We start from the raw sequence: 14077 nt of genomic DNA on the forward strand, positions 1-14077 counted from the left end.
ATAACTTGGCAAAAACCTAAATCCGCTCTGCAGCAATCCTACTGCTTCGCCCCTGTGTATACATGCACGGCATCCCGCAGGAATTCAGCCAGCCCCGGGCGGCGCTTGTCGTAATACGCGGTGAACCGCTCATCATCCACATACATTTGGGCAACTCCGGCGTGTGCTTCCTTGGTGTAGGTATCCCAGTAGAAGGAGAGCCATTGGCGGTGCAGACCGGCAGCCTTTTGCGCCAGCTCACTTGCAGAATCGCCCTCCTCCATTGCCTGCTCTAGTGCGGCGAACATGTCTGCTTCCAGCTGCTGGAGGGCCGCATACTGCTCCTCAGTCATATTTTTCACCATACGGTTCGACTTCTCCACAGCCTCCTCGCCGTATTTCTCACGGATCTCCTGTCCGTATTTCTGTTCGTTCTCCTGGATCAGCTTCTGCTTAAAGCCCTCGAATTTCGCTTCATTGCTCATGGTTATTCTCCCTTCGGACTCAGCCAGTGTCTGCTCGACGTTTGCAATCAGGACATCCAGCTGCTGCCGGCGCTGAAGCAGCTTCTCATGGTGTTCCTGCAGCGCCCGGCTGCCGTCAAAGGAAGGTGAGGTCACGATATCCCGGATCGCCTCCAGTGTAAGGCCAAGCTCGCGGTAAAATAAAATCTGCTGCAGCAGATTAACCTCAGCCTGACCGTAAATGCGGTATCCTGAAGAGTTGATTCTCGCCGGCCTCAGAAGACCAAGCTCATCGTAATAACGCAGCGTCCGTGTGCTGATTCCCGCCATTGCCCCCAGCTTCTGCACGGTATATTCCATGTAAGCCACCTCCTTGTTCATTTACCGGATGTCTGTGCATTTCCGCCTGTAAGCTCGTGCTTACAAAACCAACTGTACACCTTGACGTAACGGCAATGTCAAATGCTAAATCTATTGAATTCTGTATTAACATACAAAAACGGCAATCTTCCTCAGGATAGCCTGTGGGAGATTGCCGCAGCTGCTGACAGCCGTTATTCCTGCTGCACTCCAGCGGTACCTCAGATCCTTATTTCTTACCGAGCTGTGCTGCAAAATAAGCCTGTAGCTCCGCCACCTTACGCGGATCAGCCAAGGCCCCTTCACTCTGGAAATAATGCTCGGCGACGAGCTCCCAGGTGGGGACGATTTTTTGAGAGGTCATCGCTTTGATGGCGATTTTGACCGTTTTGCGTTCTCTGGCGTTGGAGAAGGTGTCCACAAAATGCTGGGAGCGTGAGAAGTCAAGCTCCTCAAATACAGCGCGGAAAATTTCCGACGTCATCCGTGCATCGTCAAGCGCCCGGTGGGCGGAGCCGGAAGGCTCAAGTCCGAGCAGTGCCATCGCGCCTTCGACGCTAATGTCATTGGTAAGTCCGCGGGCCCGCAGCAGCCCTTTCAGCAGGTCGAAGTATGTGGCCTCCATCCAGTAGGACTCGTCCATCTTGTGCATGCGCACGTCCTGGATGATCCGCTTCATGTCCTCGCCGCCCCAGGTCAGCAGCAGCACGCCGTCAGGGCTCTGATCAAGCCAGCTCCGGAAGGCGGTAATGACTTTGGGGAACCGGGAGGCAACGTCGATGTCCTCTTGCGGGATGCCGGTTTTTTTCTTGATGAACGAATTGAGGGTAGAGAAATATATAGGTTTGATTAAGGCGGTGAACTCATCCTTAAATTGCAGTGATGCGTCTAACCGGACGGCACCGATCTCAATGACTTCCATAGGATGCTCGCTGGCAAATTTGCGGCCGTTGAATTCGATGTCCAGAATAATATAATCCACAGGTGATGCCTCCGTTTGAATAGTGACTGGCGCTGGTAAGAAGAAGATTGCGCCGACCTTTCTATTTTAACAAAAAATGCAGATAAAAGGGAGAAAGGGTTGGAACTTCAGCCGCGCAGCAGGTACGGGCAGCCGGACAATAGAAAATGTACAACAGGATATTGCGGCAGAAAGGGGAGAGAGAAGTGCTTCCAAGCTCTATATACTGGATCGGCGGCTCGGCTTGTGCGGGCAAAAGTACACTTGCAGGGATGTACGCGGAAAAGCACGGATTACAGCTATACGCCTGTGACGGGCGCTTTGATGAGCATTTGCAGCGGGTTACGGCAGAGCAGCAGCCGGCCATGAGCAGAATCAGCGGCCTTACGATGAACGAGGTTTTTTTGACGAGGGATGTGAAGGAGCAGTTGGATACGTATACCGCCTGCTTTCAGGAGGACTTTTCCTTTGTACTGGATGATCTGGCCTGCATGGGGGAGGCTCCGGTTGTTGTGGAGGGGAACCAGCTGCTGCCTGCTCTGGTTGCGCCGTTGCTGAGACAGGCAGACCGGGCCATATGGATCATACCTGCTGAACAATTCCAACTGGAGCACTATAGCAAGCGGACGTGGATTCAGGGTATTCTGCAAAGGACGGATGAATCGGAACAAGCGTTCCGTAATTGGATGAAGCGGGATGCTCTATTTGCGGAAAAAGTGAAGCAGGAAGCCCTTCGCTTAAACCTGCCTCTCATGGAAGTGGATGGAAGGACGTCTGTGCAGGATAACTTTGAGCGGATAGAGCGCTGCTTCCTTTTATGAGCAGAACTGTGCAGGGTAAGGCTGGTGCAATTTGGGTAATGAATGAAGATGCTCTGTGTAGCGGAGCGGCTGCTTACGAATAGGGGGAGGGATACGTATGCTGCTGTATGTCACTGTAAAAAGCGTAGGAAAACGCAAGCCGGTCCTTGGACGCCGCGAATTGGTTCTTCAGCAGACCCCGGGCAGCCTGGAGGAGCTGATTACGGCAATAGTAGCTCTACAGGTGCAAGAGCTTAGTGAGAAGCAGGGGCGGGGCGAGCTGATCCCTTTTTTGACGGGGGATGCCATCAACAACCAGCGGGTCAGCGGAAAAATCGGCTTCGGAACAGTCTATAACGACAAGCTGCCTGAGCTAGGGACTGCGGTGGAGGCTGCGCTGCTGGCATTTGAGGACGGGCTGTATAAGGTGTTTTTGCGTGAGGAAGCCTGTGAGCGGCTGCAGGAGCCTTTGGTTCTGAATGAGGGGGATGAGCTTGTATTCATCCGGTTCACGATGCTGGCAGGAAGTCTATGGTAAAAGAGGAGGCGGAATAATGGGATTGTTGAATGCGGAAGAGCGGGAGAAGCAGTGGTATGCAGAGATACAGGCGAAGGCGCAGACATTGGATGCTGAGGTGTCCGGGCTGGCTTCGCTCATTATCAGTGTAAGCAGAATACAGTACATAGGCGGAGAAGAAGAGGAATGCCGGGAATGCATAAATGTGCTGAAAAAGCTTGCCGGTAAAGCGCAGCAGTCTTTATTTGAGCCGCTGGTCGCTACGTTCCGGCAGCTGTTCAGTCCATACGCGGCAGCTGTTATGCAATATATTACAGAGCACTGTACGGAGTATCCCTACAGCAGGGGTTATGCCCGCAGACCGTTCCGGTCGGCTAATCCGGAGCTTCATATCTTTACGTTTCTCAGCAAAATGGGCTCGCTCATTCTGATGGACCGGGAGGGGCTGCCGCTCAGCTCTTATATGCAGAATGCCGAAAGTCTGGAGAACGGCTCGGATTACAGCCGGCGGCACCGGATTAATCTTGTGCTGAGTGATGTCATCGCCTATGAGCTGGACCGCACGGATGGCGATATGCTGGAGAGGATCCGGGACATCGTATACGGGGATAATCAGGGGGCTTCTCTGAGCCACGAGATGATCAAAGGCGTATTTATGAGCCGCCGGCAGGAGGCCGTGGCTATGATGGGTGAGCTGCTGATTGCCGCCCGTCTGCAGGAGGGCCTGCGCCAGTCTCTGGTGGAACGGATGGATGAGGGAACGCTTGAGAACAATCTGTACATGCTGAAGATCATTATTGATAATGATTTTATCCGCTACAGCTCTGTTGTACGGGCGCTTGGCGTCTGGACAGGCATGGGGCTTGAAGCGCAGAATCAGCGGGTAGCCAAAGCATTGATTGAAGATGCTTATCAGGCGCTGCAGGATGCCGGGCTGCGGGAGCAGTGGCTTTCAGATGCGAACGCGAACCGTGTGTACATCAGCTTGTGGGCAACGGCAGTGCATGAGGAAGCGGGGCTGTACGATAAAATCAGGGAACTGATGGCAACCGGCCAGGTATACCAGAAGATTATCGCCCAGTACCTGCTGGCGAACAGCCAGGAGACGGAGCTGCGGCTGCGGCTGGCAAGGGAACATCTGCATGAGCAGGATCATGAGCTGCAGTATTGGGTTCTGCTGAATTACTGCTACGGCTATAACCGTCTGTGGAGGCCGCAAAAGGATGAACCCAAAATCAGCCTGATCCGCAGTCCGCAGCTGGAGGACAAGGAGGAGCGCAGACGGGATTTTGCCCTGCTTAAGTCGCTGCTTCTGAATCCGTCCCGCCGCGAAACAGCGGGGCCGTCCAAGGTGCTGGATTTCATCCAGGTGAACTATACCTCTGAACTTCCTGTCCGCAAAATGCTGTATCTGATTGCCTACGATATGGACAGTGAGTGGATTGACGGGCTGATTGAGCTTAAGGATCAGCTTAGCAGTGATTTGCGCGGCGAGCTGCTGTCCTGCTTCCTCGAATATCCGTTAAGCCCGGTACAGCGGGAGTTCCTGTTCGCGAGCCTCTCCGACAAGAGCATGAAGAACCGGGAGCTGGCGCTGAACGAAGCGATGGAATTAACGCTCACTCCGCAGGAGCTGCTGCAGGCCGAAGCGCTGCTGAAGCTGAAGACCGGCTCACTGCGCCAGAGCGTTACGCTGCTGCTGCTCAGCCAGCCGGATTCCTCGCTGCAGGAATCCGTTACCCGGCTGCTGCAGGAGAAGAACAGCCTGCAGCGGCTGGCCGGGCTGGAGATGGCTACCGTGCTGTTCGAGGATGAGCAGCGGAGCGCCATTACCGGGCAGGTGAAGCCGCTGATTGAAGCCATGGACAGCCCCTCGGCCAAGGAGCGGGAGCTGCTTGCCAAGCTGGAGCGCCGGAACGAATACACGGCAGCCAGCGGATTTGGCTTGTTTAACCCGGCTGAAACAGAAGAATGGCTGACTAAAGGGCCGCAGCCGGGTGATTTTAAGTGGGATGAGGTGTTTGGCAGCAGTCTGGAGGACATCGAAGGGTTTCTGCAGGGACTGGATCAGCTGATTCATGAGTATAGAGACACGGAATATGAGCATGAGGATTATTCGGACCGGAAAGAAACACTGCTGCTTGGGACCATACTGAAGCCGCTGAAATGGAACAGCCTGTGGGAGAAGGAGCAGCAGGAGAACACCTCTCAACTGGAGCAGTATCCGCTGCATGAGGTCTGGTCTGCTTATTTACAGGAGCAGGGCTGGGATGCTGCACGTCTGCTTGAGCTTCACTTCTATCTGCAGCTGGAGGATCTGAATAAGACGCTGAATGATTATCACGGTTTTTACAGCAGCGACATGGATTATAACGAGTTAAGGAAGCACAAGCTGCTGGAAGGCTGGAGAGGTGAATTTGCTGCCTCCGTCTATCCGCTGCAGCGGATCAGTGAAGTGGACAGGCTGCTGGGGAAGCTGAAATACGGCCAGCATGCGGACACGCTCATCCGCGCATTTTTTGCTGACAGTGCCAAGAAAGAAGGCTTCCGGATTGTAGACCGGGCGCTGAATGCGCTGCTGGCAGCGATGCCGGAGGAGAAGATGGCGGCTGAGGCACCAATGCTGAATGTGCTGGCCGAGCCTTGGCTGCTGATGATCAGGGGCAGAGTGACGGATCAGGAGGATTATAAGACAATGTTCCGCACCCTGTATACGTTTGACAAAATGACGCCTCCTGCGCAGAACTGGTGGAATGTCAAATTGTCGCTTGATGATTATTTGCGGGCATTTGAAGCGGAATGGATCGGTGAGAATGAGCTCTACAAGGAGCTGCTTGCCAGCGAGGGCAGTAAGCAGCATATGCAGAGCCTGACGTCCTCCCTTCGGAATCTGGCCTGGATCGAGGACAGTGTAAAAATCACTGCGCTCCGCAGCCGGCTCATTGACCGCCTGATGGAGATTGAGCTGGCCCGCGGTGACCTGCCGACAGAAGTAACTCCGCTCGTGATGGGGCTGCAGCGGATCAGCGGTATGGAGTATTTTATCCGCATTCTGACCGGGCTTGATAAGGAGACCTTTGTGCGCGGTTATATTTACGGCTACGGGCGGAGTATCACCAAGAAGGAAACGTTCAGCCATTTACTGAAAAACTGCCATCCGCGTGAAGGTGAAGATACGGCAATGCTGGGCAAGATGCTGAAAGAGAGCGGCATCTCGGAAAAAAGGCTGCTGGAAGCGGCAATGTATGCCCCGCAGTGGCTTGAGCTTGTAGCGGAGCATCTTGGCTGGGAAGGGCTGCGCAGTGCCGCCTGGTACTTCCATGCTCATATCAATGAGAGCTTCTCGGCAGAAAAAGAAACAGTGGTCGCCCACTATTCGCCTATCACGCCGCAGGATTTCAATGACGGGGCGTTCGACGGCAATTGGTTCCTGTCGGCTTATAACACACTGGGAGAGAAGCGTTTCGCGCTGCTCTACGACTGTGCCAAATATATCTCAGCCGGCTCCAATCACCGCCGGTCCCAGCTGTTCGCCGACGCGGCGCTAGGCAAGCTGGAGCTTGCGGCTATGAAGACGTCGGTTGTTGAGAAGCGGAACAAGGATCACCTGCTAAGCTACAGCCTGATTCCGCTCGGCAAAGACCGGGAACAGGATGTCCGCGAACGGTATGAGCTGATTCAGCGCTTCCTGGCCGAGAGCAAAGCCTTCGGCGCACAGCGCCGGGCCAGCGAAGGGCTGGCTGCCCGGATTGCCCTCGGTAATCTGGCCCGCACGGCCGGATATGCCGATGTTACCCGGCTGATGTGGGATATTGAAGCCCGTAAGCTGGATGAGCTGGGGTCCTATTTCGAGCCGCATATGCTGGATGAGGATACCTCTGTCCGGCTGGTTATTGATGATCAGGGGCAGAGTGAGCTGGAAGTCATCAGTAAAGGCAAGCAGCTGAAGTCCGTGCCGGCCCGCTTCAAGAAGCATGAGTATGTAGAAGCGCTCAAGGAAACGCGCAGCGAGCTGACCGGCCAGTACCGGCGTGCCCGGGTGGAGCTGGAGCGGTCGATGGAAGCGGGCAGCAGCTTCACGCTGCAGGAGATCAGCTCGCTCAGCCGTAATCCGGTGCTGGCACCGCTGCTGCGGACCCTTGTCCTGCGCAGCGGAACGGCGCTCGGCTACTTCAAGCCGGAGGCCGGCACGCTTGCCGCTCCTTCGGGTGAGGAGGCGGTGATTGCTCCAGAGGCGGAGCTGTACATCGCGCATCCGCTGGATCTGTATACAAGCGGGCAGTGGAGCGCGTACCAGAAGGATCTGTTCGACCGGCAGATCAGACAGCCGTTCAAGCAGGTGTTCCGCGAGCTGTACCTGCCGAACGCGGATGAGCTGGCCAGCGGGACAGTATCCGGGCGGTATGCCGGCCACCAGGTGCAGCCGCGCAAGACCGTGGCGCTGCTCCGCGAGCGGCAGTGGACGGTCAGCTATGAAGAAGGGCTGCAGAAGGTCTACTACGGCGCTAATCTGATCGTGCGGCTGTACGCGATGGCGGACTGGTTCTCACCGGCGGATACGGAAGCGCCGGCGCTGGAAAGCGTGGAATTCTTTGACCGTAAGACGTATAAGAATGTTCCGCTGGCGCAGGTGCCGCCGCTGATTTTCTCCGAGGTGATGCGCGATGTGGATCTGGTGGTCAGCGTTGCCCACGTCGGTGGAGTAGACCCTGAGGCCAGCCTGACGACCATTGAAATGCGCCGGGTGATCGTCAATGAGTCGCTGCGGCTCTTGAAGATCGGGAATGTGCGCCTTGACGGGAATTACGCGCGGATTGACGGCAAGCTGGGCGAATATGCCGTGCACTTAGGCAGTGGCCAGGTCTACAAGCAGGCTAGCGGGGCGCTGCATATTATTCCGGTGCATTCCCAGCATCGCGGCCGGCTGTTCCTGCCGTTCCTGGACGAGGACCCGCGGACCGCGGAGATTCTGTCCAAGGTAGTGCTGCTGGCGGAGGATACGAAGATCAAGGATCCGTCGATTCTGTCGCAGCTGCGGGGCTAGTGTGCGGTTTGGAGAGTTGGTTTAGGGATTAGGTTTAGAGGTTGGAGTTAGAGTTAGAGTTAGAGTTAGAGTTAGAGTTAGAAATTGGATTTGGAGATGACTCCCGGATGGCCGGGAGTCATTTTTTTTTTGGTTTCGGCGTGGCCGAAAGAGGGAATGTGAGTGCGGTAGAGAAGGAGGCGGCTGGTGAAATGGAAAAGTAACGGGGGGAGGTGCCTTTGGTTCCGCCGATAGGGGGTGGAATGGCCGAGTAAAAGGGAAAAATCCCATTAATTCCGCCGAAAGTGGGTGGAATAGCCGAATCAAATGGAAAAATCCCTCTAATTCCGCCGAAAGTGGGTGGTAATAGCCGAATGAAAGGGAAAAATCCCACTAACTCCGCCGAAAGTGGGCCGGAATAACCGAATCAAATGGAAAAATCCCTCTAATTCCACCGAGAGTGGGTGGAATAGCCGAATGAAAGGGAAAAATCCCTCTAATTCCGCCGAAAGTGGGTGGTAATAGCCGAATGAAAGGGAAAAGTCCCACTAATTACGCCGAAAGTGGGCCGGAATAGCCGAATGAAAGGGAAAAATCCCACTAATTCCGCCGAAAGGGGGCCGGAATAGCCGAATGAAAGGGAAAAATCCCTCTAAATCCGCCGATAGTAGGCTGGAATAGCCGAATCAAAGGGAAAAATCCCACTAATTCCGCCGAAAGGGGGTGGAATAGCCGAATGAAAGGGAAAAATCCCACTAATTCCGCCGAAAGTGGGTCGGAATGGTCGAATCAAAGGGAAAAATCCCTCTAAATCCGCCAAAAGGGGGTGGTAATAGCCGAATGAAAGGGAAAAATCCCACTAACTCCGCCGATGGCGGGCGGCATGGGGACCGGAGCATGCCGCTATGCAGCCCAGCCCCTCAGTCCCGGATCACATGCCCCTGGCCGAGGGTGACCGGAACGAAGCCGGCCAGCTGGCGGGCCTGGTAGCGGACGGGACGGCCGCTGCCCATCAAGAGGATGTTGCGGACATCCGCAGCGCCCTCTGCCGGCAGGGCGAAGGCTTCGACATAAGTATAGTGTTCACTGAGGGTGGTATGAATCGCGTTTATCACCCGGTCATTTTCATTTTTGCCCATAAGATTCATGAGGATGGAGCCCCCGGAATGAAGCTTGCCGCGGGTGAGCCGGAAGAACTCATTAGAGATGAGATGCTGCGGCGTTCCGGCTGCGGTGAAGGCATCGAGCAGAATGTAATCATACTGGCCGTCCCGCTCTGCTTCCAGCAGGCTTCTGCCGTCGCCGATCATAACGTTGTCCTGGGCGTAGCCGAAATGGGATCTGCTGTAACGGACAACCTCGGCATTCACCTCAGCCACTTTAAAGCGCTTTTCGGCAAAATAACCGGCAATCGTGCCGATCCCGTGCCCGATCAGGAACACGTCCTGAAACAGCGGCCGGTTGAACTCCATAAGGTGAATCATCGCCCGGGGGTATTCGAACACGATCCGCTTCGGCTGCTCCAGGTCAAGCGCACCCTGGATGGCTTCTCCCGAGAACTGGAGAACACGGAAGCGTCCCTTTTCACCATATAGCTCTGTGGCTTCATACACTTGAATTTCATCATCGTTATTGTGCAGCTGCAAATAAAGGACTCCTTATACGTGGGAAATTCGTTTGTATTCATTCGGCGTGACACCGACGATTTTTTTGAATAGCTTGTTGAAGTAGGCGGGATCGGGATAGCCGACCTCTGTGCCGATTTCGTGCACCTTAAGATCCGGTGAGCTTTTCAGCAGCTGCTTGGCAGTCCGGATACGGATGTCAATCACATAATCCGTAAGCGTCAACCCCGTCTCCTGTTTGAACAGCTTGCTCAGATAGCTTGGCGTCAAAAACACCATGCCGGCAAGCATATTCAAATCGGCATGCAGCTTATAGTTGGCGGTCAGCCAGCGTTTTACGGTTTCAACAGCCGTCCCGGACAGCTCCAGCCGGTGGGTACGGATATTCTCCAGCACAGCACTTAATGATGAGGTGAACAGTTCTTCAATTTCACCAAGGCTCATGCAGGCTCTGATCTGCTCCTCCAGCCCCGGACGGTTCTCCTGCCGGCTTCGGGCTGCTTCAAATTCCTTCAGCTCATTACGTACCGTTTCCTCCACCTGCTGCAGGCTGCGGATGATAAGCTCAGGGTAGGCCTGCTGTGCCTCAAAGATACCGAACAGCCTGTGAATCCACTCCCGGACCCCGGGGATATTCAGAATCTGCAGTTCATGAATAAGCGGTTCACGGACATGGAGGAAGGGATCGGCAGAGGTTGCGTGACCGGCAGGCTTCAGCTCCTCAATAGTAGCATAATGCAGCAGCTGCGGGTTATAGATTCCTGCATCGCAGGCCAGCTTGGCTTCGAGATAAGCGGTCCTCAGCTGGGCGGGGTCGTCATATGAGCAGCTGACCCCGAGATGCAGACGCTGCTGCGGGCAAGCCGTCCCGATTTCACTGGCTGGTCCCCGCCGCTCGGAAAGAGTGAGCGGTTCCCGCGAATACCGGACCCAGGCCAGCAGCCCTTTATGAACTTCAAGCAGATCTGATGTAATCCCCTGAGCTTCGCGAAGGTGGTCTGCATAAGCGATAGCTCCTTCCAGACGGCCCCCCTTCACAACAGTAACTGTAAAATAGGGAAGGGGCAGGAGAATGCCGCCTATCAGCGCAGCCGAAGGCTCTGCGATCTGCAGCAGCGAGAGCAGCAGCCCGGAGCGCTGGCGTTCTTCCTTGTCCCGCTGCAGCTTCCGCTCCTGCTCAAGTGAATAAAGCACCTCGAAGAGCTGCTCCTTGTTGATCGGCTTCAGCAGGTAGTCCACAGCTGAACTGCGGATTGCCTCCCGGGCATAATTAAATTCAGTGAACCCGCTCATCAGCAGTGTACGGATCTGCGGATGGCTGGCCTTCACCTGTCTGATCAGCTCCAGACCGTCGATCTGCGGCATGCGGATATCGGTAATGACAACGTCCACCTGCAGGGACGGCAGCTCATCCAGCAGCTGCTTGCCGTCCGGGTAGGTACCAAGGACACAGAAGGAACTGCTCTCTTTGCCGATCATCCGGGCCAGGCCTTCGCGGATCAGAACCTCATCATCTACAATGACTATGCGCAGCAATAACGGTTCCCCCTTTCCTGAACTTGCTTTTACCTCTGCCGGGTCTGACAACTTATAGTGCTTCAGTCAGCTTATTCTTCGCCTCGCGTGTCCCCAGGCTCTTCGATCCGCAGGATCACGCGCGTGCCGCGGCCGGGTTCACTGAACACCTGCAGCCCGCAGGAGCTGCCGTAATGCAGGCGGAGCCGTTCGTTGACATTGCGCAGCCCGATCCCAAACATCTCGCTGTCGGTGCTGTTTATCAGGTTACTGTTCAACAGGCGCAGCGTGTCACTATCCATGCCGACACCGTCATCGGCGACGCAAAATACGGTTTTGCCATCCTCACTCCACGCGGTGATGCTGACGGTCCCCGGGCCTTCTTTTGGCTCAAGGCCGTGAAAAACAGCGTTCTCGACAACCGGCTGGAACACCAGCTTGAGCACAGGGAGCGGTAAACATTCCTCCGGCACATCAATATCCAGCCTGAACTTATCCGGGAAGCGGATCTGCAGCAGGTTGAGATAATTGCGCACATGATCCAGCTCATGGCGGATGGATACCATTTCTTCGCTGCGGACAATACCGTAGCGCATCTGTACTCCAAGCAGGTAGGTCAGCTCTGCTACACGCGGATCATCACTGCCCTCCGCCAGCATACGGATGGATTCCAGTGTATTGTAGATGAAATGCGGGTTGATCTGGTTCTGTAAAGCACGCATATCGGCTTTCTGCTTACGCTTTTCTGTCAGCGCCACTTCCTGGAGCAAATCCTTGACCCGGATAATCATCCGGTTAAAGTGGCTGCCGATCATTCCAATCTCATCATTATATTTAGGAGACAGCCATACATCCAGGTTGCCGTGCTGCACCTGCTTCATCAGCCGGACCAGTGATTTCAGCGGCTTGGTCAGTGCATAGGATATAAAGGTTGCTGCCACCAGCGCAATGGCGACAATCGCCAGTGTAGTCAAAATCAGCGTATTGCGGGTTTTCTGCACCGGAGTAAGGATGCGTTCCAGCGGGATTGTGACCATCGTGGTCCAGCCGGTTTTCTGAGATACGGTATATACAGCCAGATAATCCTGCTCCTCCAGCCGGAATTGAAAATGTCCTTCCGGACCCATCGTCTGCGGGAGCAGCAAAGCGATGTCCTGCTGCTCCCGGCCGGAGCCTGCAGCGCTAGTGTAACTGCGGATATCTGAAGCAGCGGAAGCAGCGGCAGTTACACCACTGCCGCCGGACTCGGCAGTTATACCGCCGTAGACCAGCCCGCCATGCTCATCTATTATAATCGTGTTGCCCTGGGTGACGGCGTTAACCGGCTCGGCGATGCCTTTGAACAGTCCGATGTCGATATCGAATACAATCATGCCGATCGGCTTCAGCATGCTGACCGAGGACACCGTCCGCATTACGCTGAACACCTCCCGGTGCTCGCCGGAGTTCACCCTGATGGTGTGCCGGCCCTGTACAACGGGAGCAACCCCGGCTTCTTCGGTGAGGCTCCGCCACTGCGCCATCCGTTCTGCCGGGAACAGCTCATTTATACCGGGAGCCCGGTCATAGAACACATAACCGTATTTATCCACGAGATATACGGCAGTCATCTCTTCCTTGGTATGAATCAGATAGCTCAGGAACATCGACATGCTGGTGTTCTTTTCCCAGTCAGCGTTCTGCTGTTCCAGATAGAATTGCACATCGGTATTGTAGAGCGGCAATGCGGTATATCTTTTCAGGTCGGCGATATATCTGTCGATGGTATCCGAGGCGTTGCCCGCCATCTGTCCGGCACTCTTCGTGGAGCTCTGCAGCACCGAATGAAAGGTGGAGCGCGAGGACAGGTAGCTGACATAAGTGATCGGCAGGGAGAGCACAAAGACGAATACGACAATCAGCTTGCGCTCCATCGGCAGGTTGGCCAGGAACAGCCAGAGCCTGCGCGGAATGCTCAGGATATAGGAAACCACAGGGCTTGTTCCTTTCCGTACACCCTATTTTACAGCGCCGCTCGTAACCCCTTCAAAAATATAACGCTGCAGGAAGAAGTACAGAATGACTGTTGGCAGCAAAATAAGCAAAATCGCTGCGCAGATCAGATTCCATTCGCCCGAGTTGACCCCCTGGAACCGCATCAGGATTGTGGTCACAACGCCAAGGCTCTGTTTGGGCATATAAAGATAAGGGATGTACATGTCATTGTAGATGCTGATCGTCTTCAGGATAACCAGCGTAGCTGTCGCCGGGGTCAGGAGCGGGAAGATGATCGAGCGGTAGATTTTGAACAGGGAGGCCCCTTCGACCATGGCGCTCTCATCGAGATCAAACGGAATGTTGCGGATAAACTGCAGATACAGAATGATCTGGATCACGTCCGCACCGATGTAGAGCACAATGGGAGCACCGAGCGTGTTGTAGAGCCCCAGGCTCTTGATAATGCCGAAGGTGGCGACCTGGGTCGTGATGCTCGGAATGATGGTGGCGACCAGGTAAGCTCCGAATACAAGCGGTTTCAATTTAAAATTGAAGCGGCCGAGCACGTATGCCACCATTGTGCCAAACAGAATGTTCAGGGTCAATGTAATTATGATGATTACCAGTACATTGCCGAAGCCGCTGAGCAGACCCCCGCGCTGGAACACGGCGATAAAGTTATCGAAATTCAGGAAGCTTTTCGGCAGAGCCATCGAGCTGCTGGAGTTGAATTCATCCGTAGATTTGAAGGCATTGATGATAACCACGTAAGGCGGAAAGAGGACGACGAACACCCCGATCAGGAGCGTAACGTATTTAATAAAATCAACAGAGCGGAATTTGCTGTGAGTCATGA

Annotated in this window: 9 protein-coding genes; 3 read left to right on the forward strand and 6 right to left on the reverse strand. The window is 54.8% G+C overall.

From position 1 onward, the window contains the following. Positions 1-38: 38 nt before the first annotated feature. Positions 39-803 (reverse strand): MerR family transcriptional regulator, encoded by a 765-nt coding sequence (locus R70331_RS03705; RefSeq protein ID WP_042172952.1) that lies wholly within the window; start codon positions 801-803, stop codon positions 39-41. 229 nt (positions 804-1032) lie between these two features. Beyond that, positions 1033-1785 carry a 3'-5' exonuclease gene (locus tag R70331_RS03710; protein ID WP_042172953.1) on the reverse strand — a complete coding sequence of 251 codons (753 nt, stop codon included), beginning with the start codon at positions 1783-1785 and terminating at the stop codon, positions 1033-1035. 185 nt (positions 1786-1970) lie between these two features. On the opposite strand from R70331_RS03710, the gene R70331_RS03715 reads away from it, so the two are divergent. The 3 genes from R70331_RS03715 (at position 1971) to R70331_RS03725 (ending at position 8125) form a co-directional block, all read left to right on the forward strand. Beyond that, positions 1971-2585 (forward strand): hypothetical protein, encoded by a 615-nt coding sequence (locus tag R70331_RS03715; RefSeq protein WP_042172954.1) that lies wholly within the window; start codon positions 1971-1973, stop codon positions 2583-2585. Positions 2586-2682: 97 nt separating this feature from the next. Next, complete coding sequence (locus tag R70331_RS03720) at positions 2683-3102, forward strand: hypothetical protein (RefSeq protein WP_042172955.1); 420 nt, start codon at positions 2683-2685, stop codon at positions 3100-3102. 25 nt (positions 3103-3127) lie between these two features. Continuing rightward, on the forward strand, positions 3128-8125 hold the full coding sequence (locus R70331_RS03725) for a DUF4132 domain-containing protein (RefSeq protein ID WP_042182101.1): 4998 nt from the start codon (positions 3128-3130) through the stop codon (positions 8123-8125). Positions 8126-9024: 899 nt separating this feature from the next. Here R70331_RS03725 and R70331_RS31405 read toward each other — a convergent pair. The 4 genes from R70331_RS31405 to R70331_RS03745 all read right to left on the reverse strand — a co-directional run bounded on the left by R70331_RS31405 (position 9025) and on the right by R70331_RS03745 (position 14075). After that, positions 9025-9750 (reverse strand): spermidine synthase, encoded by a 726-nt coding sequence (locus tag R70331_RS31405; protein ID WP_042172956.1) that lies wholly within the window; start codon positions 9748-9750, stop codon positions 9025-9027. 12 nt (positions 9751-9762) lie between these two features. Continuing rightward, complete coding sequence (locus R70331_RS31795; protein ID WP_042172958.1) at positions 9763-11265, reverse strand: response regulator; 1503 nt, start codon at positions 11263-11265, stop codon at positions 9763-9765. 71 nt (positions 11266-11336) lie between these two features. Next, positions 11337-13217 carry a cache domain-containing sensor histidine kinase gene (locus R70331_RS03740; RefSeq protein ID WP_042172960.1) on the reverse strand — a complete coding sequence of 627 codons (1881 nt, stop codon included), beginning with the start codon at positions 13215-13217 and terminating at the stop codon, positions 11337-11339. A 24-nt stretch (positions 13218-13241) separates the two neighbouring features. After that, the gene (locus tag R70331_RS03745) at positions 13242-14075 is read right to left on the reverse strand and encodes a carbohydrate ABC transporter permease (protein ID WP_042172961.1); all 834 of its coding nucleotides are present in this window, start codon (positions 14073-14075) and stop codon (positions 13242-13244) included. Positions 14076-14077: the final 2 nt, after the last annotated feature.

This window comes from Paenibacillus sp. FSL R7-0331 (assembly GCF_000758645.1).
Classification (GTDB): Bacteria; Bacillota; Bacilli; order Paenibacillales; family Paenibacillaceae; genus Paenibacillus_AQ; species Paenibacillus_AQ camerounensis.

Excerpts from the sequence above, each read along its gene's own strand:
- R70331_RS03705 (WP_042172952.1), bottom strand. The coding sequence starts at position 803 with ATGGAATATACCGTGCAGAAGCTGGGGGCAATGGCGGGAATCAGCACA.
- R70331_RS03745 (WP_042172961.1), bottom strand. The coding sequence starts at position 14,075 with ATGACTCACAGCAAATTCCGCTCTGTTGATTTTATTAAATACGTTACG.
- R70331_RS03720 (WP_042172955.1), top strand. The coding sequence starts at position 2,683 with ATGCTGCTGTATGTCACTGTAAAAAGCGTAGGAAAACGCAAGCCGGTC.